This window comes from Psychrobacillus sp. L4 (assembly GCF_042944905.1).
Lineage (GTDB): Bacteria > Bacillota > Bacilli > Bacillales_A > Planococcaceae > Psychrobacillus.
Window position 1 is genome coordinate 3,323,831 of record NZ_CP168496.1, and the last position, 23,758, is coordinate 3,347,588.

22 protein-coding genes and 1 pseudogene are annotated in these 23,758 nt (G+C 37.9%); 6 read left to right on the forward strand and 17 right to left on the reverse strand.

From position 1 onward, the window contains the following. Window positions 1-67: 67 nt before the first annotated feature. From ACEPXG_RS16005 to ACEPXG_RS16015, 3 genes are all read right to left on the reverse strand, one after another. Window positions 68-1,243: a sugar ABC transporter permease gene (locus ACEPXG_RS16005; RefSeq protein WP_151701306.1), complete on the reverse strand. Its 1,176-nt coding sequence runs from the start codon at window positions 1,241-1,243 to the stop codon at window positions 68-70. A gap of 13 nt (window positions 1,244-1,256) precedes the next feature. Next, window positions 1,257-2,777, reverse strand: a complete 1,521-nt coding sequence (locus tag ACEPXG_RS16010) for an ATP-binding cassette domain-containing protein (RefSeq protein ID WP_391204552.1) — start codon at window positions 2,775-2,777, stop codon at window positions 1,257-1,259. Between the two features lie 89 nt (window positions 2,778-2,866). Then, on the reverse strand, window positions 2,867-3,973 hold the full coding sequence (locus tag ACEPXG_RS16015) for a sugar ABC transporter substrate-binding protein (protein ID WP_391204555.1): 1,107 nt from the start codon (window positions 3,971-3,973) through the stop codon (window positions 2,867-2,869). Window positions 3,974-4,297: 324 nt separating this feature from the next. On the opposite strand from ACEPXG_RS16015, the gene ACEPXG_RS16020 reads away from it, so the two are divergent. Then, window positions 4,298-5,035, forward strand: a complete 738-nt coding sequence (locus ACEPXG_RS16020; protein ID WP_391209960.1) for a DUF2935 domain-containing protein — start codon at window positions 4,298-4,300, stop codon at window positions 5,033-5,035. Between the two features lie 966 nt (window positions 5,036-6,001). Here the strand turns inward: ACEPXG_RS16020 and ACEPXG_RS16025 are convergent. After that, the gene (locus ACEPXG_RS16025; protein WP_391204558.1) at window positions 6,002-6,571 is read right to left on the reverse strand and encodes a hypothetical protein; all 570 of its coding nucleotides are present in this window, start codon (window positions 6,569-6,571) and stop codon (window positions 6,002-6,004) included. Window positions 6,572-6,815: 244 nt separating this feature from the next. Here ACEPXG_RS16025 and ACEPXG_RS16030 point away from each other — a divergent pair, with 244 nt between their 5' ends. Next, window positions 6,816-7,184 carry a tyrosine-type recombinase/integrase gene (locus tag ACEPXG_RS16030; RefSeq protein WP_391204560.1) on the forward strand — a complete coding sequence of 123 codons (369 nt, stop codon included), beginning with the start codon at window positions 6,816-6,818 and terminating at the stop codon, window positions 7,182-7,184. Window positions 7,185-8,399: 1,215 nt separating this feature from the next. After that, a complete protein-coding gene (locus ACEPXG_RS16035; protein ID WP_391204563.1) occupies window positions 8,400-8,582 on the forward strand; it encodes a transposase in 183 nt (60 codons plus the stop codon). A gap of 170 nt (window positions 8,583-8,752) precedes the next feature. Here the strand turns inward: ACEPXG_RS16035 and ACEPXG_RS16040 are convergent, their stop codons facing one another. After that, a complete protein-coding gene (locus ACEPXG_RS16040) occupies window positions 8,753-10,024 on the reverse strand; it encodes a RidA family protein (protein ID WP_391204566.1) in 1,272 nt (423 codons plus the stop codon). Window positions 10,025-10,521: 497 nt separating this feature from the next. On the opposite strand from ACEPXG_RS16040, the pseudogene ACEPXG_RS16045 reads away from it, so the two are divergent. After that, window positions 10,522-10,755, forward strand: a pseudogene (locus tag ACEPXG_RS16045) (tyrosine-type recombinase/integrase); the annotation flags it as partial. A 67-nt stretch (window positions 10,756-10,822) separates the two neighbouring features. On the opposite strand, the gene groL reads toward ACEPXG_RS16045, so the two are convergent. Together groL and groES are read right to left on the reverse strand one after the other, a co-directional pair. Next, window positions 10,823-12,454, reverse strand: coding sequence for a chaperonin GroEL (gene groL / locus ACEPXG_RS16050; RefSeq protein WP_391204569.1), 1,632 nt, complete (start codon window positions 12,452-12,454; stop codon window positions 10,823-10,825). 34 nt (window positions 12,455-12,488) lie between these two features. Then, a complete protein-coding gene (gene groES, locus ACEPXG_RS16055) occupies window positions 12,489-12,773 on the reverse strand; it encodes a co-chaperone GroES (protein WP_391204572.1) in 285 nt (94 codons plus the stop codon). A 186-nt stretch (window positions 12,774-12,959) separates the two neighbouring features. Here groES and ACEPXG_RS16060 point away from each other — a divergent pair, with 186 nt between their 5' ends. Continuing rightward, entirely contained in the window at window positions 12,960-13,673 is a 714-nt protein-coding gene (locus tag ACEPXG_RS16060) for a CPBP family intramembrane glutamic endopeptidase (RefSeq protein ID WP_391204574.1), read from the forward strand. Window positions 13,674-13,773: 100 nt separating this feature from the next. On the opposite strand, the gene ACEPXG_RS16065 is transcribed toward ACEPXG_RS16060, so the two are convergent. Further along, window positions 13,774-14,415, reverse strand: a complete 642-nt coding sequence (locus ACEPXG_RS16065; RefSeq protein WP_391204577.1) for a redox-sensing transcriptional repressor Rex — start codon at window positions 14,413-14,415, stop codon at window positions 13,774-13,776. Between the two features lie 130 nt (window positions 14,416-14,545). Between ACEPXG_RS16065 and ACEPXG_RS16070 the strand changes: the two genes are divergently transcribed. Then, on the forward strand, window positions 14,546-16,480 hold the full coding sequence (locus tag ACEPXG_RS16070) for an ABC-F family ATP-binding cassette domain-containing protein (RefSeq protein WP_391204580.1): 1,935 nt from the start codon (window positions 14,546-14,548) through the stop codon (window positions 16,478-16,480). Window positions 16,481-17,645: 1,165 nt separating this feature from the next. Here ACEPXG_RS16070 and tsaD read toward each other — a convergent pair. The 9 genes from tsaD to ureE all read right to left on the reverse strand — a co-directional run bounded on the left by tsaD (window position 17,646) and on the right by ureE (window position 23,752). Then, window positions 17,646-18,662 (reverse strand): tRNA (adenosine(37)-N6)-threonylcarbamoyltransferase complex transferase subunit TsaD, encoded by a 1,017-nt coding sequence (gene tsaD, locus ACEPXG_RS16075; protein WP_391204583.1) that lies wholly within the window; start codon window positions 18,660-18,662, stop codon window positions 17,646-17,648. Beyond that, entirely contained in the window at window positions 18,659-19,120 is a 462-nt protein-coding gene (gene rimI / locus ACEPXG_RS16080; protein ID WP_151701328.1) for a ribosomal protein S18-alanine N-acetyltransferase, read from the reverse strand. Before rimI ends, tsaD begins: the two co-directional genes overlap by 4 nt. Continuing rightward, on the reverse strand, window positions 19,110-19,796 hold the full coding sequence (gene tsaB / locus ACEPXG_RS16085; protein ID WP_391204586.1) for a tRNA (adenosine(37)-N6)-threonylcarbamoyltransferase complex dimerization subunit type 1 TsaB: 687 nt from the start codon (window positions 19,794-19,796) through the stop codon (window positions 19,110-19,112). The genes rimI and tsaB overlap by 11 nt, the downstream gene beginning before the upstream one ends. Continuing rightward, window positions 19,793-20,245 carry a tRNA (adenosine(37)-N6)-threonylcarbamoyltransferase complex ATPase subunit type 1 TsaE gene (gene tsaE, locus ACEPXG_RS16090; protein ID WP_391204589.1) on the reverse strand — a complete coding sequence of 151 codons (453 nt, stop codon included), beginning with the start codon at window positions 20,243-20,245 and terminating at the stop codon, window positions 19,793-19,795. The genes tsaB and tsaE overlap by 4 nt, the downstream gene beginning before the upstream one ends. 181 nt (window positions 20,246-20,426) lie before the next feature. Continuing rightward, window positions 20,427-21,086, reverse strand: coding sequence for a sulfite exporter TauE/SafE family protein (locus ACEPXG_RS16095; protein WP_391204592.1), 660 nt, complete (start codon window positions 21,084-21,086; stop codon window positions 20,427-20,429). Between the two features lie 38 nt (window positions 21,087-21,124). Beyond that, complete coding sequence (locus ACEPXG_RS16100) at window positions 21,125-21,949, reverse strand: urease accessory protein UreD (RefSeq protein WP_391204595.1); 825 nt, start codon at window positions 21,947-21,949, stop codon at window positions 21,125-21,127. A gap of 1 nt (window position 21,950) precedes the next feature. After that, window positions 21,951-22,562 (reverse strand): urease accessory protein UreG, encoded by a 612-nt coding sequence (gene ureG, locus ACEPXG_RS16105; protein WP_391209962.1) that lies wholly within the window; start codon window positions 22,560-22,562, stop codon window positions 21,951-21,953. Between the two features lie 58 nt (window positions 22,563-22,620). Next, window positions 22,621-23,304, reverse strand: coding sequence for an urease accessory protein UreF (locus ACEPXG_RS16110; RefSeq protein WP_391204598.1), 684 nt, complete (start codon window positions 23,302-23,304; stop codon window positions 22,621-22,623). Further along, on the reverse strand, window positions 23,297-23,752 hold the full coding sequence (gene ureE / locus ACEPXG_RS16115; RefSeq protein WP_391204601.1) for an urease accessory protein UreE: 456 nt from the start codon (window positions 23,750-23,752) through the stop codon (window positions 23,297-23,299). Before ureE ends, ACEPXG_RS16110 begins: the two co-directional genes overlap by 8 nt. Window positions 23,753-23,758 lie beyond the last annotated feature (6 nt).

Consider the following 23,758-nt stretch of genomic DNA (forward strand, 5'->3'; position numbering starts at 1 on the left):
AACAATGACTTGTAAACTACTTTAGGCACCCTAATTATAGGGTGCCCAGTTATTCTACTATTCTCTTTTAAGCCCGTTGCTTACGTGTCATGACATCGAAAATTACTGCTCCAGCTAAAACAGCGCCGCGAATTATGTATTGATAGGAAATTCCGACACCTAGTAAGTTCATCCCGCTCGATAAAGAGGCCATTACGATGGCACCAATAATCGCACCCGTTACTTTACCGACACCCCCTGCGGAAGATACCCCACCAACATATGCTGCCGCAATTGCATCCAGTTCAAAGAGAGTTCCAGCGGTGGTCGTTGCGGATTGAAGTCGAGATGTAAAAAGGATTCCTGATAACGCTGCGAGCATTCCCATTGATCCAAATACAATATATGTAATCTTTTGTACATTAATTCCGCTTAAATGCGCTGCCTCCGGATTACTGCCGACTGCATAAATATGACGGCCAAGTACTGTTTTAGAAGTTAAGAAATGATAGATGATCACCACAATAATCATAATAATAACCGTCCAGGAAAACCCATTATATCCAGCTAAAATCCAAGTAATATATGCAATAATTGCAGATATCAAAACAAGTTTTACGCTAAAAATTCCCTTAGACATCACATCAAAACCATATGTCAATTTGTTCCGACGATTGGAGATATCATTGTAAATATAAAAAAGAATTCCGACGAATCCTACTAATAACGTCAATAGGTGTAAGCCATTTACTTGCATGATAGATGGAATAAATCCATTTCCGATCGCATTGAATTGTTCGTCCTTTATAATAATCGTTCCTGTTTTTTCGGTGACCTTAAGGAGTGCACCCCGGAAAATTAGCATTCCCGCTAGCGTAGCAACGAATGCTGGAATCCCTAACTTCGCAATTAACGTTCCATTTAACAGACCAATCATAGCACCTAAAAGTAAAATGATTGGTATAGTAATCCATACCGACAAGCCCAATTGCGTCAAGAAAATGGCCGATATTGCACCTAGAAATCCTGCCAAAAAACCAACCGATAAGTCAATGTGACGAATGACGATGACAAGCGTCATCCCAACTGCCAAAACCGCAATATAACCTGCAGAATCCAATAAGTTACTAATGTTTCGAGACGACATAAACAAGCCGTCCGTCATAATTGTAAATGTTAACATAATGACGGTTAACGCAATATACATTCCGTAATCTCGAATGTTGGCTTTGACGAGCGCTTTCGCTTCTTTATAAAAGTTCATCGTTATTCCCCTCCTATTGCGTCGCAAGTTCCATAATCGTTTCTTGTGTCGCTTCCTCCATGGTCAGCTCTCCTTTAATTGCACCGTCAGCCATGACATAGATACGATCACTCATTCCTAGTACTTCACCAAGTTCAGAAGAAATCATAATAATACTCATACCTTCGTTAATCAGTTCATTCATAATCGAATAAATTTCAAATTTTGCTCCGACATCAATTCCTCGTGTCGGTTCATCCAAGATTAAGATATTTGGTCCAGTGAACAACCATTTCCCAAGTGATACCTTTTGTTGGTTTCCACCACTCAGTTTGCCAACTACTTGCTCGAGTGAACTCGCTTTAATAGACAACGAGTCTTTGTACTCTTTACCAACCTTCACTTCTTCGTTTAAATTGAGAATCCCCTTCGTTGAGATCCCCTTCAGATGTGCCGCTGAGACATTGCTCTTTATATCCTGTAATAAAAATAGACCGTCTCCCTTTCGATCCTCCGTCACATATGCAATACCTGCCTTAATCGCTTCACTAGTATGCTTCAATATTTTCGGCGCTCCTTGAATTTTCAGGTTTCCTTGTAGCTTATACTTTTTAGGATTTCCAAAAATACTAAGTGCAAGCTCTGTTCGCCCGGATCCCATGAGACCAGCAATTCCAATAATTTCTCCTTTTTTCACATGAATATTGACTTCCTTCACAACGTTTCGCCCTAGCTGTGTATCATATGCCGACCATTCGGTTAATTCGAGAACCGTTTTTCCAATTTTCTTGTCTGGACGTTTTGGGTAAATGTCTTCAATGTTACGCCCTACCATATTTTTGATGATAACATTTTCGACTACTTCCCCTTTACTTGCATCCAGCGTACAAATCGTTTTTCCGTCCCGCAATACAGTTACTTTATCAGCTATAGAGATGACCTCCTTTAGCTTATGCGAAATCATGATGCAGCTAATTCCTTGGCTTTTTAGCTCCTTTAGGAGTTCTAATAGGTTTTCACTATCATCTTCATTCAATGCTGCTGTGGGCTCATCTAAAATAAGCAAATTTACATCTTTACTTAACGCTTTGGCAATTTCGACGAGCTGTTGCTTTCCTACACCTAATTCCCTGATGAGTGTTTCTGGTGTCACTTTCAACTTTACCTTTTTCAGCATTTGCGTAGCTTGGACGATTGTTTGATTCCAGTCAACAAAAGGACCCTTTTTCACTTCATTGCCGGCAAATATATTTTCATAAACGGTCAAGTCCGGAAAAAGTGCCAATTCTTGATAGATGATGCCAATACCAGCCTTCACACTATTGTTAATCTCATGGAACTGTTGAACTTGGCCTTCAAATACGATATCTCCGTCATACATGCCATACGGATAAACCCCACTCAATACTTTCATCAGTGTCGATTTTCCCGCACCGTTCTCACCAACCAAGCAATGAATTTCGCCTTTTTCCACTTTAAAATTCACATTCGATAGGGCCTTAACTCCGGGGAACTCTTTAGATATGTCATTCATCTCTAAAATATATTCGCTCATTTCAACGCCTCCCTAACCCAAACAAATAGAAATGGAGAAATAGTGATAGATGATGCTATCACTATTTTTCCTTTTCCAATGTGAAACTTTTACTTTAAACCTGTGAATTCACTTGCTTCGTAGTATCCAGAATCGATTAGCTCTGATTTCACGTTTTCTTTATCCACCACGATGACATTCGTTTGTTTCGCTTTAACTTCAATGGAACCATTATCATAAGAACCTGTTGTTTCAGGAGTTTTACCATCTAAGATACTAACTGCCATCCCCATCGCATCTTTTACTAATGTACGAACGTCTTTAAACACTGTCATCGATTGTTTTCCGTCGATGATATATTGGATAGATGCTTTCTCCGCATCTTGCCCTGTTACAAAATAGGTTTTAATCGCACTGTCAGAAGCAAATACGTCTGCAATTGACCGAGCTGTTCCGTCATTAGGAGCCAAAATTGCAACATCCCCTTTTAGATCGTTACCAGCTGCTGTTAAGTGAGTCTGCGCTTTGTTTTTTGCTTCGTTTGCATCCCAGTTAGTTGTAACCTGCCCAATAATTTTGCCTAGTTGATCGCGTGAAAGATCTGCGGAACCTTTTAACTTCTCTGCTTCACTGGAGTTGGCAATTTTAAAAGTGCCATCTACAATTTTCGATTGAAGCACTTTCCATGCTCCTTCGAAGAATAGGAATGCGTTGTTATCTGAAGCTGCTCCTGCATACAAGTAAAGCGGTACGCCAGAACCTTTTGCATTGTCTACTAAATACTGTGCTTGTGCAGCACCTACTGCTAAACTATCAAATGTTACATAATAATCCACTGCATCTGTATCTGTAATTAAACGGTCATATGCAATAACCGTTACACCCTCTTTTTTCGCTGCTTCTACTGCAGATGCAGCTGCTGCACCGTCATGAGGAGTGATGATCAATACCTTGATGCCTTTATTTAATAATGCTTCTACATTTTCTTTTTCTTTTGCTGAAGATCCTTGACTAAATAGAATTTCTGTTGAATACTTGGAGCTTTTTAATGCATCCTTGAAACGCTGCTCATCCTGGACCCACCTTGGTTCATCCTTTGTCGGCAACACGATTCCTACATCAACCTTACTTCCTCCACTATCGCTACATCCCACTGCCACTAGTGCGAACATCATCAACATTATTAAAAATGTTAAACCCTTAAATTTCTTAATCATTTTTTTACCCCACTCCCTTTGAATTAAAGTAATTACAACTTAATTATATATTCAGATTATTTATATGAAAGCGCTATCAATAGTATTCTATTATCATTTCCTATACTTTTTTAACTTTTTGGGAGAAAAAAAAACTTCATATGAAAAGTACGAGCACTAGAATATCCCTAATTAAATGGAACCTATTGAATGTCTATAAAACATTTCATAAGCGAAGTACTCATAGAATAGAATGAAAAGATTAAATAAATCATAAGGAGCGAATTGACGATTACTACTTTTGTAACGCAATCGTTAGAGGAAATACGTTTTTGGTCAAGGATTATGAAAGAGCACGCGTTTTTTTTAAGTTTAGGATTCACTGTAGATCAGACTCAACTCATTAAAGAAGCAAGGTACTTCATAGACGTATTTGAACGAATTGAAGAACAAATTAGCGAGTACAATGAAATGACAGATCCTGAAATAATTAGACAACTCAACATCCAAGTTTACCAAGCAGCGGCTTCCATTTGGGCATATAAACGAAAAGTTCTGGGATTAATATTAAGCTGTAAGATTGTATCGAATAATATCCCTTTACTTGTTGACCATACAAGCCGAGAAGCTGCTTATTTCTCTAAACGTTTAAGGGAATTAAATGAAGGAAAGCTGAAACCATTGCCGGAAGCCATCATTAAAGAAAATGTGTTTTTCTTAAAAATAATGGCGGACCATTCAAAATTTATTGGTCATTTGTTAGATCCTTCCGAAAGAAAACTCGTAGACCAAGCAAGAGAATTCAGCAATGACTTTGACCAACTTCTCTTCCAAGCACAGGATTTGGATCATATGCGTCCTCAATCAGAAACAGTGCCATTATTAGACCAGTTTCTCGACCAAAATCGTGTATCTGTTGTATCGCTACGTGACTTCAAGAAAACGGCTAGAGATTTAATTGAAGCTTGCAAGATTAAGAGTAACATCCCTGCACTTCTTGCGGACCATGTATACCGAGAAGCAGATCATTTCCTCCATATTATTGATGCCTTCGATGAGCATCTTACTGCAATTAAGACTTAAAAAAGGCTGTCACAAAAGTTGCCAAGATAGACTTTATGACAGTCTCTTTTATTTTGCTTTTTCGTCATCCCAACCTCCACTCAATTATTTTTTTTATTTAAAGAAGAGATTGGAAATTATTTGCCATATTACAAGAACCATGTAATTATCAGCTAGCTGCATTACAAATCATCTTTGTTGGATGAGCTCGGATAAAATTTCAAATTTTATATAAGAATTTCGCAAGCCGCCCTTTAAGTGCAACTTGTGTCAGGCTCGGTTAATGAGAGACTAAATTGCAAGTCTGTGCGCCTTGAAAATCCGAGTTAAGAAAGAAAGCCTGTCGGCTATAAATACCATGAATACCTAAATTTGATGGTAAAGTTTCATAACCTTTTTATATAAAAAAAAGAAGCATCTCAGTCGTTTTACGAACGAACGAGATGCCTCTTTTTAATTGTTTTAAACTATATGGATAGACGTTAAATTACATCATGCCTTACGTAAGGTGAAAGTGTGTCATATATTTCACGATGTGTTCCAAAAGCGCGCTATATCAACATTTGTAAAATGTTCATTGTAACATTTTTAACGGAATTTTATCGCTTTTCATTTAGTTGCGTTAGCAAATTGTTAGCATCCAATCACACTCTCCTCCTGTGTTACTTGTAGGTCACAGAGGTATTAAATGATGTAGTCTTGCTAACCTAACTAAAATTACATCTTGGGTTCTGAATTTACTTTCATAAAAAGCTCTAGAGTTCTTCCTTCTGAGTTAACCACTGATTTTCCCGAATTTATTACTCTAATTGTTAGCTCAGTAAACTCAATAACAAATGTATAAATTCTCTTGGATTGAACACGAAAGAAATCAATAAGTAATGAAAGGTTCCATTCTTCTGATAACCAGCTCATGGATAAAACTAAAATCTACATGGCGATAAATTTTTCGCAATAAGTGATGTTCAGGTGATGAGTTATTTATTATCATAACGTACTAAGCCGTAGTTCATAAAAATACTGCACAATTGGATGCTTTAATTTAATCTTCTCGGTCATGTTTAAAATTCGTTTTTTTCCAACCCGTCTGTCCACCAAAGCTAGGATATTCAATAAGATATCATTGCTCTCTATGCTTTCCTCTATAGAAGTGGATAAAAACTTATTAGCTACAACGATAAAATTTGATTTACTTAATGATGCCTGCGCTGACAAAAGCTCTTTTGCATATTCTGATAATTTTCTACCCCTTGCAATTACTTGTAGACGATCTTCCGGAACCATCCCCTTGGTTTCTTTTCTGACCGCTTCAATTTCCTCATTGTTGATAGGAATTTGGATATCTGAATCATTCTTAATTTCCAGTTCCGTTTGATACCATCTGATTGAGGTAGTTAAATCACTCATATTGAGTACATTCTTTTTATCTACCGCAATATAACAAAGACCTGCTTTATCAGGTAAATAACGGTAGCCGGTTGCACGGTATTCAACCCTTCCATATAATGCAGGACAGAGAAAACTCTCCAGATTTTGCTTCAATTTGCTCCAGGCCATGTAATTCTCCTTAATTTTTATATTATAAATATTTATTGAGGCAGTCGTTCTATTATCCATAATACAATAACCAACACATCGATCATACTAAATACAAGGTTTAAGTGTGACTTGAATTTCTGATGTATTGATAATAGTGAGCGAATAAAATATCCAGACTGATGTAACAATAGCTTTATACTTTCTGGACAGGCCCTCCAATTTTTAAACTATTTACTTTTACATACGCAAAAAAGTGAAACTATTGATAAATGCTTTAAAACTTTACAAAGAGAAGCAAGAAAGAATTATTAAACAAACTAGTGATGCTTATAATATTCAAGACTTCATCTTTACCAAAACAGAACGACAAACGGGATATCCTTTCGTCATCAAAATGGTACAACTTAGGATGGCAAGACTACTTGCCATTGCAAGTCTAAATCCAGAATTAACACCGCACTCTTTAAGGCATACACATACATCACTTCTAGCAGATGCTGGTGTAGCGCTCGAACAAATTATGGATAGACTTGATGATCAAATCACCAAGAGTGTCTATCTCCACCTTACAAAAGAAATGAAAAAAGAAGCTCACCAAAAGTTTAGTCAACTTTTGAGAAGCCTCCGTTAATTTACCTCTATATTTTATCAAAATGTTAGCAAACCACTCTCATCTTACTCAAAAACCCTTATTTATCAAGGGCTGGAGGACATTATTACATCATGCCGCCCGTAAGGTGAAAGTGTGTAATATCTTTAACGATGTGTTCCAAAAGTGCGGTATATCAAGGTTTTTGAAATTCAAAGGTGTAACATCTTTAACGAGAATTTACCGTTTTTCACTTGATTGCGTTAGCATGTTGTTAGCGCGCTTTTTATTTGATTTACTTATCTGTATTCATATAACCTGTTTGCTTATAACAACTTAATTTCATAGTTAATTACACTCTCTACATATGTTGTTTACTATTCACAGACAAATTAATAATAATGGTGACTATACTACTTAATCTGTGGGGAGGTAAATATTGAAAAGTCCCTTATTTATTTCAACTCTAAAAGGACTTCTTAACACTTTCACCATTATAGCCCAACCCACTAGCAAATGAGTTGATTATGTTCCAATCAATAACTGCAACCCTTGTTCCCTCCGTATCAAATTTTTTTAAAAAAATGCTGTGCGTCATTCTACTAACTATCTGAATTAATACCTTTAAAATGGGTGTCCCTTTTCTCTTCTATTGATTTTTTCCAAATTCCCTTTTTTGGTTCACGTTTTGACCGTTTTTCACTCTTTATTCCCACATTCTGTTCACGTTTTTCTCAGTTTTTAATAAAGATTTCCGAACCTATTCTTTTTCCAAACAGAGTAGTAATAATGCGTTTTCGGGCTTTTTTCACACCTTTTACGAAGTCTTTATTGGAAAATTGGGGCGGAGAATCGGAGGTTTTTATTTTAATCGGTAATTTATTTTAGGTGGTTACAAAATTAACTTCAATTTCGTGACCGCTTCAACATGCCTTTAGTAGACAAAAATGATGTCGTGAGGACCTATTGGGGCCTTGTCGAAAGGGAATTTTCTTTAAAATGGATTATAATGATCCGCTTTTTTAGAGTCCTATCCTCCACTCTTTTAAGATTGGAACGGGCACCATTTCTGTTCGGCACCTTGTAGTGCTACTACAACTTTACCAATTAGTGAAAATTATACGCAATAAAACTTTCAAACTTGTTGTGGTTTGAGAGCTTTATTCTGAACAATTATTCAATCGTCTTGATAAAGTCTTTACAGACCCCTTGATAACATTACCACCCCGCTTAGAATTGTCTTGCGAATGAATCCAAGTGGAAGGTGTATTCGGAGTTTTGAAGGAAGATTACGGATTTCGAAGATTTTTAACAAGAGAGAAACAAAGTGTGAAGGTTGAGTTTATGCTTCTGTGTTTTGGCTATAAACTGAACAAGCTTCACAAAAGTATCCAAACTCAAAGTTTAGGTGTAACCCTCTATAAAAATTCAATCTCATAGATTCGCAAGCTAACCCATTTTTTTGTTATGCCCGGAAACTAAAAAAGCGGAAGCTGTCCAAATTTTCATTTGAGACAGCCCCTTTTTATGAATAGGATATGCGATTTCACATTCACCATCGGCATTAACAAGTAACTTTGATAGTTCCTGTATTTACAAACAAATGCCTGTTATGCTTTTGGTGGTGTTCCTTCAGCGTTTGATACAACTACATCGATTTGGACTAAAGCATCTTTAGATAAAGCTGATACGCCAACTGTTCTTCGTGCAGGAACACCGCCTGGGAAGAATGTTGTGTAAACTTCGTCTACAGCATCAATATCTGAGATATTTTTGAGGAAGATATTTACTTTAACCACATCGTCCATAACGTGGTCGATACTTTCTATAATTGCCTTGATATTTTTCAAGCACTGTTCAGTTTGCTCTTTTACACCACCAGCTACCAATTCACCAGTTTTTGAGTCCAAAGGTAATTGAGCTGAAAGGTGGTTGTAATGAGAAAACGCAACAGTTTGTGTAGATAGATAACTCTTTGGTGCATTTTCAGTGTTGTTTGCCCAGATAACGATTCCATGTCTGTCTTCAACAGCTTGTGGAGGTGTACCATCTCCGTGTGACACCACTGCTTCAATTTGTACCAAAGCATCCATAGGTAAAGCTGAAGCAGCAACTACTGTCCGTGCAGGGACATAGGCTACGGCCCTGGCGATAGCCGAGTCTGGGAAAAATGTTGTATAAACTTCGTTTACTTCTTCAATATCCGAGAGGTTTTTAACAAAGATATTAATTTTAACAATATCATCAAAAGGAACCTCGATACTTTCTAAAATTGCCTTGATATTTTTTAAGCACTGTCCAGCCTGCTCCTTTACACCTCCAGCTACCAATCTACCCGTTTTCGGATCGATAGGTAATTGAGCTGAAAGATTATTGTAATGAGAGAAAGACACAGTTTGTGTAGATAGAGAACTTGTTGGTGCATTTGCCGTGTTATTAGTAAGCTTTATAAGGTCACCTGCTTGTGGTGCGTTTGGAATTGTACCTTCACCGTGAGTAACAAGTGCTTCAATTTGCACCAAAGCATCCATAGGTAAAGCTGCAACTGCGACTGTCGTCCGTGTAGGAACATAGGTTGGGAAGAATGTTTTATAAACTTCATCTACAGCGTCAATATCTTTGATATTCTTAACAAATACAGTGATTCTAACAACATCGCTCATAACATGATCGATGCTTTCTACAATGGCCTTGATATTTTTAAAACACTGTTCAGCCTGTTCTTTTATACCACCAGCTACCAATTTACCAGTCTTGGGTTCGATAGGTAATTGAGCTGAAAGATTATTGTAATGAGAGAAAGCTACAGTTTGAGAATATAGATCGTTACCGTTTGGAGCATTTTCCGTATTTTTTGCTACTACTGCGTTATAACCGCTCATGATAGTAATCCCCTTTTAGATAAATTTTTTTATATATATTTATTAACTCATGTTTCGCACATGAAAAACAGGTCTAAACCATGGTCCATGATTGCAAAGAAGAAAAACGGATTCACCGTGAGAATCTTGTTCGTATAAAACCGCAACAATCGAAGTGAATGGCTGGCTGTCCTCAGTACCGATATGACCCTTTGCGATGCTTAAGTCATTCGAATACATTGCATCCACTAAAGCATTGATTTTTTCTTCAAATCGGCCATGTCACTGCTTCGCCTTGCAAAAGAGTTCCATTGAAACAATTACGATGCGCTCGTTGCGCACAACTCCATAAGAGTATCAAATTCCACATACTAAATAATATTACCATGCAAATTACTTTAATCCAATATCTTAGCTGAATGACAAACCTATCAAAACTGATTTTTTATAATATTAAGTCATATCTCACACTAATATGCAAAACCAGTATATCCAATTCTTTTGTAAATACAGTAGGAAACAGAATAGTACGTCTACTAAAGTTAGCTGATTTAAATAAAGAACTCACTCCACATTCTCTACGTCATAATACTTCACTGTTAGCAGAAGCTGGAGTAGGACTAGAAGAGATTATGGATCGCCTTGATCATACTGACGATGATACAACACGAAACGTTTATCTCCATGTAACTAAAGAAATGAAAAAAGAGGCTTCTCAAAAGTTTGGTCAACTAATGAGATGCCTCAAATAATCCTTATAATGTTAGCATGGAGCTGATGTAACTATTCAAACCCCTAAGAAAGGGTTTAAAGCAGTTATTACATCATGCCGCCCATTCCACCCATGTCAGGCATGCCCATTCCTGCGCCGCCTTTTTCTGGGATGTCTGCTACTACTGCTTCTGTAGTCAAGAATAATGCAGCTACGGATGCAGCGTTTTGAAGTGCTGAACGAGTTACTTTCGTTGGATCTACTATACCAGCGTCCATCATGTTCACCCATTCGCCTGTTGCTGCGTTGAAACCAATACCGATTTCTTCGCGTTTTAGGCGGTCAACAACGATAGAACCTTCTAGACCTGCGTTGTTTGCAATTTGGCGAACTGGTTCTTCTAGTGCACGAAGTACAATTTTAAGACCAGTTGCTACGTCGCCTTCTTGTGTTTCAGCAAGTTCTGCTACTTTGTTGTATACATTTACTAGTGCAGTACCACCACCAGATACGATACCTTCTTCAACAGCTGCACGAGTTGCGTTCAGTGCGTCTTCGATACGAAGTTTGCGTTCTTTTAGTTCTGTTTCTGTTGCTGCTCCGACTTTCACAACAGCTACTCCACCAGCAAGTTTTGCAAGGCGTTCTTGTAGTTTTTCTTTGTCGAATTCAGAAGTTGTTTCTTCTAATTGAGAACGGATTTGAGCTACACGGCTAGCGATGCGTTCTGATTCTCCGTTACCTTCAACGATTGTTGTATTGTCTTTTGTTACAACAACTTTAGAAGCACGTCCTAATTGTGAAATGTCTGTAGATTTTAATTCTAATCCTAAATCTTCTGTAATTACTTCAGCACCAGTTAGGATTGCGATATCTTCCAGCATTGCTTTACGACGATCTCCGAATCCTGGAGCTTTAACAGCTACAGCATTGAAAGTTCCACGTAATTTGTTTACAACTAGAGTAGCCAAAGCTTCCCCTTCAATATCTTCAGAGATTAGTAAAAGTGGTTTGCCTTGTTGTACAACTTGCTCAAGTACAGGAAGAATTTCTTGAATACTTGAGATTTTTTTATCTGTAATTAAGATATATGGATTATCTAAAACTGCTTCCATTTTATCTGTGTTTGTTGCCATATAAGCAGATGTGTATCCACGGTCGAATTGCATACCTTCTACCACATCAAGCTCCGTTGTGAATCCTTTCGATTCTTCAATGGTAATAACACCGTCGTTACCAACGCGTTCCATTGCTTCAGCGATTAATTCGCCAACTTCAGAGTCCCCTGAAGAAATAGCCGCAACTTGAGCAATAGACTCTTTGCCTTCGATTTCTTTAGAGATTGCTTTTAGTTCTGTAATTGCTGCAGCAACTGCAAGGTCGATCCCTTTACGAATTCCAACAGGATTTGCACCAGCTGTTACGTTTTTCAATCCTTCACGGATCATCGATTGCGCTAATACAGTAGCAGTTGTTGTACCATCACCAGCGATATCATTTGTTTTAGATGCAACTTCTGCAACCAATTTTGCACCCATGTTTTCAAATGCATCTTCTAATTCGATATCTTTTGCAATCGTCACACCATCATTTGTAATAAGTGGTGAACCGAATTTTTTCTCAAGAACTACATTACGTCCTTTTGGTCCAAGCGTTACTTTAACTGCATCCGCAAGTTTATCCACTCCACGTAGCATTGCACTACGAGCGTCTTCACTGAACTTAATTTCTTTTGCCATGTTTTTTTACCTCCTAATTATTGTTTCGTTTTTATTAGCCGATTACAGCTAGAACATCGCTTTCGCGTAATATTAAATATTCGTTATTTTCATATTTTACTTCAGTACCTGCATATTTAGAGAAGATGATACGGTCTCCTTCTTTCACGTCTAATTCAACGCGAGTGCCGTTTTCAATTACTCGTCCAGTACCGACAGCTATTACTTTTCCTTCTTGTGGCTTCTCTTTAGCAGAGTCTGGAAGTACGATGCCAGATGCTGTTTTTTCCTCAGCTTCGATTAATTCGATTACGATACGATCACCTAATGGTCTTAACAAGTGAAACTACCTCCCTAAAATAGTTGAATTTGATATTATTAGCACTCTCACTCTTTGAGTGCTAACACACTTATAATGATAATTAATCACAGAACATTTTGCAAGCGAGAAGGCTAATTTTTTCTTTTTATCGTTTATTTCCTATACAATGAAAGAGAATTGTTTACTTGAGAGGAATTAAATCATATGAAACAACAAAAAACAGGCTTGTATATTTTAATTGTTTACTGCGTTATGCAGCTTTCTGGGGCACTTTTTGCACCACTACTATATAAAATACTCGAAATTAGGGACGTTCAAAATGCTGCGTTACTTGCTTCAGGGTGGTGGGTATTCATAAGCATGGGAGTTGCAACGCTTATAACGCTCCTTTTAGTTAGAAAAAATGATATTTTCTTGTCTCCATTGAAAGGAAAGCCGACAACACTTGGAAAGACAGTTGGATGGGGAGTTCTTGGATTCTTCCTTGTTTTATTAGGGCAAGGGATTGCAGCGAATATCGAAATAAAATTAGGGGTTGAACCTGGTTCCGAAAATACTGCACAGTTCATCGAAATTGCACACGCGGTTCCACTGGCTATTTTCTCCATTGTTTTATTTGCACCTATTTTAGAAGAGTTAATTTTTCGTCGCCTCATTTTTGGTTCTTTATTGCCAAAAACGAATTTCTTTGTTGCCGCTGCGGTCAGTGCAATCGTGTTTGGAATTATCCACTTCGACTTTACGCACATCCTACTATATGCGGTATCGGGGTTTATATTCGCTTTCATTTATCACAAGACGAAGCGTATTATGGCTTCGATAATCTCCCATATGCTATTAAATGGGTTTGTTGTGCTCTTCCAGTTTTACGGTGAAGCAATACAAAAATTTCTTGAAACATACGCCAATATGCACTGAAGTAATGAGGGAAAATCACAAGTCAACTTAAGGCAAGTTGAATCAAGTCATCAGAAAAGCCTTCTACCAATGAATTTGGTGGAAGGCTTTTGTTTATGAGTTATTCAATACTTTTATTGCGTATGAGATAAATAAGTGTTTGTACTTCTACAGATAAATCAATCGTATGTACACGAATCGTATCTGGAACATTTAACCTCACTGGAGTAAAATTCAAAATACCAGTTATTTCCGTTTTTGCTAATCGATCAGCAACTTCTTGTGCAGAGCGACTTGGAACGGTGCATATCACTAACTCAATGCCATACTCTCGCAGCTTCTCTTCCATTACACTAGGATTAAAAACTGGAATATCACTTTTCATCATTCCTTCTACTGGGGCCTTTGTATCGAAGGCAACAACAATTTTCGTATTATGGTTTTTTTGAAAGTTATATTTGAGAAAAGCAGTACCTAAACTACCAACCCCAATTAGCGCAACATTTGCCGCTTCATCCTGATCTAATGTCTTCCGAAAAAACTCAAGTAAGTTAGCAACATCATATCCATAACCTTTTTTACCTAGAGCACCAAAATGAGAAAAGTCTCTTCGGATTGTTGCAGAATCTATTTTCATCGCATCACTTAATTCTTGAGATGAGACTCTTTTATGTCCAGCGTTGTGAAAACTTTGTAAAAATCTATAATATAAAGGAAGTCTTTTCGTTGTTGCTTGAGGAATTTTCGGTGGTTCAGGTTTCATAAAAACACTCCTATTTCATTGGAACGAATCGATTTTAAGTTACTAAACAGTCACCTCATTATAAAGCTATAGCGTTGCAACGACAACCCCTATCTATTACACTTAAGATAGAATTGAGGTGCGAATCATCGTGATTGTTTTACAAGTCAATCAAGTAACAAAATCCTTTAATGGGGAAGATATATTAACAAACGTTAAGTTAGAGGTTCAAGACCGGGATCGGGTCGCACTCGTCGGCCGAAATGGCGCTGGAAAATCTACTTTACTTAAAATAATTGCTGGAGAAATGTCTTATGATTCCGGCGATATTATTATGCCGAAAAACATTCGATTAGGATATCTAGAACAACATGCTGGACTCGAATCAAAGCTTTCCATTTGGGAGGAAATGAAGTCCATTTTCAGTCATCTAATTGACTCTGAAAAAGAGCTTCGTTCATTAGAATCACAAATGGCCGATCCTTCCGTATACGAAGACTCAGAAGTTTATGCTCGAGTAGCCGGTACATACGACGAACTTCAACTTGCTTTTAATGAAGCAGGCGGTTATCGATTCGAATCTGACATTCGCTCTATCCTTCACGGGATGCAGTTCTTCCCTGAAGATTACGATAAGCCTGTGCAAGCATTATCTGGCGGTCAAAAGACAAGACTTGCACTTGCGAAAATGTTGCTTAGCAAACCCGACTTACTTATTTTGGATGAGCCTACCAATCATTTAGATATAGCTACATTAAACTTTTTAGAAAATTATTTAAAAAACTATAGTGGTGCGATTCTAATCGTTTCGCATGACCGCTACTTTTTAGATCAAGTAGTGAACTTTGTATATGAAGTTTCTCGGCACAATGTAGCAAGATATGTTGGTAATTACAGCAGCTACCTAGATCAAAAAGCAAAGAACTACGAACGAGATAAAAAAATGTATGAAAGACAGCAAGAAGAAAAAGCGAAGTTGGAGGATTTTGTTAACAAAAACTTAGCTCGTGCGTCCACAACAAAAATGGCGCAGTCAAGACGAAAAGTTATTGAAAAAACGGACTGGATGGATTCACCAGACGGCGAAGAAAAATCAGCTAACTTTGGCTTTATAATTGATCGTCCAAGCGGAAACGACGTACTTCGACTGGAAGAAGTTTCTGTCGGATATCCAAATAAAACGGTCTCAACCAATATTTCGTTTTCTGTTTATAAACAAGACCGTATTGCGCTTGTCGGGCCAAATGGCGTTGGTAAATCTACCTTGCTGAAAACCCTAATGAAACAACTTGATACTGCCGGCGGTAAGATTCAATACGGAACAAATGTCCAATTTGGGTACTACGACCAAGAACAAGCAGCTCTAACCGGCAATAAAACAGTCCTACTAGAATTGTGGGATGAATGGCCACTGATGAATGAAAAGGATGTCCGCTCTGTATTGGGACGTTTCCTTTTTAGCGGAGATGATGTGCAAAAAACAGTTTCTACTTTATCTGGTGGAGAAAAAGCAAGACTTGCCCTAGCAAAATTAATGCTATTAAAAGCGAACACATTAGTGCTAGATGAGCCTACCAACCATTTAGACTTAGATAGTAAGGAAGTTCTAGAAAATGCCTTACTAGAGTTTCCCGGAACAATTCTTTTCGTGTCGCATGACCGTTACTTTATTAATAGAATCGCTACGAAAGTTATTGAGTTATCAAAAGACAACTCTGCTCTTTTCTTAGGTGATTACGATTACTACCTAGAAAAGATAGAAGAGCTTGAAGAACTTGCATTAGAAAATGCGGTCATTGAAAAAACGGTTGTCGTTAAGACAAGTACTTCAACGATTGATAAAGAAGCGAAGAAGAAAGAACGCCAACTCCGACGCCAATTGGAAGAATTAGAATTACAAATTCCAAAAGTGGATTTAGAAATAGCTTCTATAGAAGAAAAGCTTTGCGATCCAGCAATTTTCCAAGATCATGAGGTTGTCCAACAATTACAGCTTGAATTGGATGGATTGAAAGTAAAACAAGATGGTCTGTCAAATGAATGGTTAGAATTGCAAGAGCAATTGGAGGAAATCGCTCCAAATTAAAGGGATGCCCGCGGGTGGGTGTCTCTTTTTTAGTTGGGTCCAAACGTATATACGTAAATTGGTCTCGGGTCCAGCACAATTGGTCTCGAAGTGCCATTTAGTGTAAATAATTGTACCTTGTCCGCAGAGTTTCATATCGAAAAGGACGTTTTTGCAATTGGTCTCGAATAGCGGCAAATTAGTCTCGCTTTCAGCTGAATTGGTCTCGAATAGTGAAAATTGGTCTCGACTTCGAGTAAAATGGTCTCGGGTACAACACATTTAGTCTCGAAGTGCCATTTAGTGTAAATAATTGCCCCTTGTCCGCAGAGTTTCATATCGAAAAGAACGTTTTTGCAATTGGTCTCGAATAGTGGCAAATTAGTCTCGCTTTCAGCCGAATTGGTCTCGAAGTGCCATTTAGTGTAAATAATTGTACCTTGTCCGCAGAGTTTCATATCGAAAAGAACGTTTTTGCAATTGGTCTCGAATAGTGGCAAATTAGTCTCGCTTTCAGCTGAATTGGTCTCGACTAGTGAAAATTGGTCTCGACTTCGAGCAAACTGGTCTCGAGTACAACACAATTAGTCTCGAAGTGCCATTTAGTGTAAATAATTGCCCCTTGTCCGCAGAGTTTCATATCGAAAAGAACGTTTTTACAATTGGTCTCGAATAGTGGCAAATTAGTCTCGCTTTCAGCTGAATTGGTCTCGAATAGTGAAAATTGGTCTCGACTTCGAGTGAACTGGTCTCGGCTAGTAGCAAATTGGACTCGAAGTGCCATTTAGTGTAAATAATTGCACCTAGTTAGCAGAGTTCCATACCGAAAAGGACGTTTTTGCATATATGCCTTAAAATATGTCGAACATAGTGGCAAAACGATTTGTCGATTCTTGCCCATATATGTTGGTCAACCCTATTTTTTCACCTAATCTTTTTCCACAAATTTATTCACAGCAAAAAATGAGTAATAGCAACATATCAACAGACTTATACACACTATCCACAGATTGTAGAGTTCCACATCTACGGAGTTGTGTATAAAAAAGACACTATATATTGAAACAGCAATAGTTATACACAACTTATCCACAGATTGTGTATAAGTACGAATGTTCTCTCTTGACAATCGAAAAAAACCCTGTTAAAAAATCCCCTTTTCTTGTCGAAGAAAAGAGGATTTCGTTTACCAATTATGAAGTTCCATCCCTGGTCGACCATTCATCGACAAATCTCCTGTTTTCCCTGCAGAAAACATAGAGTTTCCTGCTGCCGCAATCATTGCTGCATTATCTGTGCACAGTGAGATTGGTGGAACATAAAATGGAATATTTTCTTTTGCAAATGTTTCTTCGAGTGCACGGCGAAGTCCTTTATTCGCAGCAACCCCACCTGCAGCGATGACTTGCTTTACATTGAACTCACGGGCTGCTCTTAACGTTTTTGCCGTTAACACTTCCACTACACTTTGTTGGAAACCAGCTGCTAAATGGTTGGGATTGATTTCTTCTCCGCGCTGCTCCGCATTATGTTGATAATTAATAACCGCTGATTTCAAGCCACTGAAACTAAAATCATATGATCCTTCTTCGAGCCAAGCTCTTGGAAATGGCACTGCTCCGTCGCTGTCATTTGCCAAACGATCAATATGAGGACCACCAGGATAAGGAAGATTTAATACACGAGCCACTTTATCGTATGCTTCTCCCGCTGCATCATCTCGGGTCTCTCCTATTAATTCAAACTGACCGTCCGCTTTCATTAGTACAAGTTCGGTATGTCCTCCTGAAACAACTAATGCAAGAAGTGGAAACTCCATCGGCTGCACAAGTGCATTCGCATAAATATGACCGGCAATATGATGCACGCCAACAAGTGGAAGATCGTTTGCAAAGGAAAAAGCTTTTGCTGCATTTATTCCAATTAAAAGCGCTCCTACAAGTCCTGGTCCTTCTGTAACTGCTACTGCATCCAAATCTTTTGGCAACATATCCGCTTGTTTCAATGCTTCTTCAATGACAATTGTAATTTGTTCTACATGATGTCTTGAAGCAATTTCTGGGACAACTCCACCAAAGCGCTTATGGCTTTCAATTTGAGAAGCTACCACATTAGATATAATCTCATGCCCATTTTTCACGATGGATGCTGCGGTTTCATCACAGCTTGTTTCTATTCCTAAAATATATTGATCTTTTGTCATTTAAATTCCACCCACATCACAAGCGCATCCTCCTGCGTATCTGTATAATAGTTTTTTCGTATGCCGCCGTCTTGGAATCCTAATTTATGATATAAATTCTTCGCAATGTCATTCGTTACCCTTACTTCCAATGTCATAAGCACCACATTTTGTTCTAACACTACTCGAATTGCTTCACGCATTAAACCTTCGCCAATTTTATGTCCGCGCATACGTTCCACAACCGCTACATTTGTGATATGACTTTCATCCATGACGAGCCACATGCCGCAGTAACCAATAATCTCTTTCGTTTCTGTCTCCGCCACAATATAATGCGAATACAAATTGGTCGTCATTTCATGTTCAAATGCTTCTCTGGTCCAAGGGGTCGAAAAAGCTTCTTCTTCTATTAAAAGCACTTGATCGATATCTTCCATTGCCATTTTTCGATACGTAATTAGTTGATTAGTTTCCATTTTTCTTCTGCTCTTTCATCCAGTTTGCCTCTGCTTCTGTCACGCGTAAATACTCTGGCACCGTCGCATGCACGTCAGTAGCTTCTTCCTTTTTCGCAAGTTCTATTAAAACCGCTGCACTTGGCAAATCAAATGCTGCATTTGTGCGCTGCACTTTATCCCCAAGTACTTCTTTTATTTGCCCCCAATGAATCGCAACATCCATTCCTACAAATAAAACCGGTTGTCCCATTTCATCTACTGTTTTAAGTAGCTCGGTTAACGACATATGAGCTTCCTTCACTACTTCACTGTTCGTATATATGCCCGCAAATACATTGCCGCGCCTTGCATCCATAATCGCACAAACAACACCCGGAAAGTGCGGTACATTTCCAGCTAACACATGTAAACTAGACACCGAAAAAATAGGAATATTTAATGTCCATGCAAGTGTTTTCCCTATTGTCACACCGATTCGCACTCCTGTATAAGAACCAGGACCCTTTGCAACGGCAATCGCATCAATTTCTCCAGGTTTGATGTCCGCTTTTTTCAATATTTCTTCAATTGCAGGCATCGTTCCAATCGAATGCGTAATTTTAAGGGATGATTTATACTCTGCAATCACTTGATTGTCCTTTACAATAGCTACTGCAAGCGGCGTATGTGATGTATCTATTCCTAACCAAATCATTCAAAAAGCTCCTCGCATAATTGTTCATATCGTTTGCCTAAAGGCTCAAACGTAAACTTTCGCTTATTCTCGTCCATACGATATATCTGTATTGCCAAACGCTCTGACGGTAAATCTCCTTCTATTAAATGGGCCCATTCGATAATACTGACGGCATCTCCGTAAAATAACTCGTCCCACCCTAAATCCTCATCACTATCTGCTAAACGGTATACATCTAAGTGATTTAAAGGGATTCTTCCTTCATACTGCTTTAATATAGTGAACGTTGGGCTGTTCACATTTCGCATAATTCCCAAGCCTTTTGCTACACTTTTCGTAAAGGTTGTTTTGCCTGCACCTAAATCTCCCTCTAAAGTGAGCACATCACTATTCTGTAGGAGTGCCGATAGTTGTTGGGCTAGTGCCTCGGTTTCTAGTTCTGAATAAATTATACGTTCATATTTCATCTATTGCGATCCTTTCAAGTTCACTTCTATTTGCTTCTATTATAAAGAAATACGTGGAAGAATGTAAGTATACAGTCCTTGTTTCCGAGCGTTCCGAAATTAATACAAAAAAAAGACTAAAGAGAGGAGTATTATATCCCCTTTATTAGTCTAGTCCCTACTTAATAGAATTCATGAAAAATTAAATCCAAAGAGAGAATAATCCCTCTGTTACGCCCAAATTATACATATAGTAAATACCGAAAACTAAACTAATCCCACCAGCAGACAATGCTAAAACTCGATTCACACTATATTTTTGGGAACTGAATACAAATGGAATACCCAGTATAGTTGTAAAGAACAACATTCCTAAAATAGTCCCTGCTCCAAAAACTAAAATATAAACGGCAGCCTCCCAAACGGAATTCACAATCGTCATCGTCAATAGCACCATTGCCGCACTTCCTGCTAAACCATGAACTAGACCAATGGCTGTCGACTTCAAGTAAGACATTTTGTTACTAGATTGTTCCATATGAGGATGTGTATGCTGCTTTTTCTTGCGGAAATTAATAATATTCATCATTCCTAAATAGACAAGCATAATTCCTACGACAAATTCAAGAGACATAGACAATTTATCCGAAATTTCATTTTTCATAACGATTAAGATAAGACCGACAACGAATAATGTTGCAGTATGTCCAATGCCCCAAAAAACACCAGCTAACGTAGACTGCCAAAGTTTTTTACTTTTACTTGCAATTGTTGATACCGCAATCACATGGTCCGGCTCAATGGCATGCTTAATGCCAAGTAGAAAACCTATTGATAATATTGAAAATAACGTTACATCCAATCACGCAACCCCTTTATCATTTTATCTATCTATGACTTTCAGTATTTCCTTAAGGATAAAGACTTTTTACCGAACCATTTTTGTCGAATAAAAGATGTACATATCGCTAGTATTTCTTCTATTTGCTGTGTAGAGGATGCTAGAATTCGGAGTGTGAATCCTGGCACAGACAACATCGACATACCCAGTTTACAATTTCCGATATGAGGTTCTACCTCTTCATACAACAAATTTAGAAAATGCTGCGAGCAATGTTTGCTGACAACGATCATCGAACCTAAATGCGTATAACTTTCCATAAAGCCAATATCATTTACTTGTGATTTGGCAGGTTGAAGCATTAAATGATCGAATGCGACTAACTGATCCTCCAAATATATTTCATTTTTCAACTGTAAATGATCATATCTAAACCATTCACCATCTGGGGACCAGCCTGGTGTTAAGATATCCATATAAAGAAGTGTCGATCCTTTCTCCATTCTAATCACCGTATGCTGGTGATATTTTGCCTCTCGATAGGCTATTAGTGGATCAGGAATGTATTCGAGTATACTACCCTTTTTCAAGATAATTTCTGTCTCCTGTGTGACGGGAGCATCTAATGTTCTATATACTTTTGTTGCGGATTGAGTTGTTAATACTAATTCCGCCTGTTCCTCAAGCGTAACTTCTATTCGATAGCGGTCTCCACCGACATAACCGCCTCCTGGATTCAACATGAAAAAGCATGCCTGCCCTGAATTATCTAGATAAATCGGGCGCATTACTTTTAATGCACCCTCATAAAAAACACTTTTTGTGATCGTTTTTTCGTTCTTCTTCTCCATCACAAGCTGTAGTATCCCTGTCCAACTTTTCATTTTATTTCAACCCTGTCAATAAAACATTTTTCCTAATCCAATCGATTACCTCATCTAATCCAGTGTTGTCTTGCAAGTTAGTAAAGATAAATGGCTTATTGCCACGAAATACTTTCGTATCGGAAGCCATTACATCTAAGTTTGCATGAACATAAGGAGCTAAATCAATTTTATTAATAATAAATAAATCCGATTTAATCATTCCTTGTCCACCTTTTCGTGGGATTTTTTCTCCTTGAGCCACATCAATTATATAAATCGAAAAATCTACTAGTTCTGGGCTAAATGTTGCAGCTAAGTTATCACCACCACTTTCAACAAAAATTAGATCCAGGTCGGGATGTAGTTTTTTCAATTCTTCAATTGCAGCAGAGTTCATAGACGTATCTTCCCGAATTGCTGTATGAGGACATCCTCCAGTTTCAACCCCAATAATACGATCTTCTGGAAGAACCCCATTTGTCATTAAAAACTTTGCATCTTCTTTTGTATAAATATCGTTCGTTATCGCAGCCATGCTAATCTCATCTGCCATATGACGAGTTAACTTTTCAACTAACATGGTTTTACCAGCGCCTACTGGTCCACCTACTCCAATTTTAATCGGTTCCATCATCGAAGACGTCCTTCCTAATCAAATTCACCTTTATAAGGCAAGAGGCTGAATAAAGTTAAGACATGAATATTCGGATATTCACTCTTTCATGCTTCATTTGTGCAATTTCTAGACCCGGTGCTACTGCTCCAAAATCTTCTTCTGACAGATAACCTATTTTATTCACAGCTTCCTCAATATATGATTGAAAATCTCGCAGTAACTGCTGTCCAGCTGATTGACCAAGTGGAATTCCACGAACTGCATTTTGAACTAATCCGGATATTGAAGAATAAAGAAATGCCGAAATCGCTATTTTTTGGGGAATATCCAGCTGAAAAGTAATAATCGAAAACACAATTGCAGAATGCGCAAATGATAATTCTTTTGACACTCGTTCTTTATACATTTCTAACAATGAACTAGTGTATAAATCTACGCCTAAAGTAAGCATTCGCTCACCCATTTTATGCGCACCTTCCCTCGTTTCTCGAGACAAGTTTTGAACCGTAATACGTCGGTCTAAATCCCATATCTTTTGATAATCATTATCCGCTAATGCCTCGTAGACAAGTCGACAAGCAAGCCCGTCCGAGTAGACGAGTTGCTCATCTAAATACACTTTTAACCATTTTGAAAAGCTCTCTTTATCCAAAACTTTATTTTCTTGTATATACGTTTCTAGTCCAAACGAGTGACTAAAGCCGCCCGTCGGCAAATTGGAATCGCATAATTGAAGCAAAGACAACATGTTAGTCATGACTATGCCCAATATGACGGAAAGCTTGTTTCACTTTGCGTCTGTCACGTGTAAAAGGAATTTCAAGCTGCTCCAACAACTCTTCTACCAAATAATCATATTGAACAAGCATTTGGTCTTCCTCAAATTGAGCTGGTAAATGTCTATTTCCTAGTTGATGTGCGATTGTTCCCATTTCATGCATACTTCGAGGTTGAATAATTAATAAATCATCCGGAAAAACCTCTATAATAATCATATTTTTTTCATCCATATAAAGTACATCGCCTGCTCGCAAATCTTTTGCTTCCGTTAAGCGAATACCAATTTCTTTCCCATGATCAGTTGTGACCCGATTAATTCTTTTCACTAGGTCACTGCTTTCCATCAATATTTTTTCTTTATGTGTCTTCGCTAGAATATCTGGATCAATTTGATCGATATGCGCGACAACTTTTTCAATAATCATTTCATC

Excerpts from the sequence above, each read along its gene's own strand:
- ACEPXG_RS16005 (WP_151701306.1), bottom strand. The coding sequence starts at position 1,243 with ATGAACTTTTATAAAGAAGCGAAAGCGCTCGTCAAAGCCAACATTCGA.
- ACEPXG_RS16110 (WP_391204598.1), bottom strand. The coding sequence starts at position 23,304 with ATGACTAACATGTTGTCTTTGCTTCAATTATGCGATTCCAATTTGCCG.
- tsaD (WP_391204583.1), bottom strand. The coding sequence starts at position 18,662 with ATGACAAAAGATCAATATATTTTAGGAATAGAAACAAGCTGTGATGAA.
- tsaB (WP_391204586.1), bottom strand. The coding sequence starts at position 19,796 with ATGATTTGGTTAGGAATAGATACATCACATACGCCGCTTGCAGTAGCT.
- ACEPXG_RS16025 (WP_391204558.1), bottom strand. The coding sequence starts at position 6,571 with ATGGCCTGGAGCAAATTGAAGCAAAATCTGGAGAGTTTTCTCTGTCCT.
- rimI (WP_151701328.1), bottom strand. The coding sequence starts at position 19,120 with ATGGAAACTAATCAACTAATTACGTATCGAAAAATGGCAATGGAAGAT.
- ACEPXG_RS16100 (WP_391204595.1), bottom strand. The coding sequence starts at position 21,949 with ATGAAAAGTTGGACAGGGATACTACAGCTTGTGATGGAGAAGAAGAAC.
- ACEPXG_RS16060 (WP_391204574.1), top strand. The coding sequence starts at position 12,960 with ATGAAACAACAAAAAACAGGCTTGTATATTTTAATTGTTTACTGCGTT.
- ACEPXG_RS16015 (WP_391204555.1), bottom strand. The coding sequence starts at position 3,973 with ATGATTAAGAAATTTAAGGGTTTAACATTTTTAATAATGTTGATGATG.
- groL (WP_391204569.1), bottom strand. The coding sequence starts at position 12,454 with ATGGCAAAAGAAATTAAGTTCAGTGAAGACGCTCGTAGTGCAATGCTA.
- ACEPXG_RS16065 (WP_391204577.1), bottom strand. The coding sequence starts at position 14,415 with ATGAAACCTGAACCACCGAAAATTCCTCAAGCAACAACGAAAAGACTT.
- ACEPXG_RS16020 (WP_391209960.1), top strand. The coding sequence starts at position 4,298 with ATGAAAGAGCACGCGTTTTTTTTAAGTTTAGGATTCACTGTAGATCAG.
- ureE (WP_391204601.1), bottom strand. The coding sequence starts at position 23,752 with ATGATTATTGAAAAAGTTGTCGCGCATATCGATCAAATTGATCCAGAT.
- ACEPXG_RS16010 (WP_391204552.1), bottom strand. The coding sequence starts at position 2,777 with ATGAGCGAATATATTTTAGAGATGAATGACATATCTAAAGAGTTCCCC.
- ACEPXG_RS16040 (WP_391204566.1), bottom strand. The coding sequence starts at position 10,024 with ATGAGCGGTTATAACGCAGTAGTAGCAAAAAATACGGAAAATGCTCCA.
- ureG (WP_391209962.1), bottom strand. The coding sequence starts at position 22,562 with ATGGAACCGATTAAAATTGGAGTAGGTGGACCAGTAGGCGCTGGTAAA.
- tsaE (WP_391204589.1), bottom strand. The coding sequence starts at position 20,245 with ATGAAATATGAACGTATAATTTATTCAGAACTAGAAACCGAGGCACTA.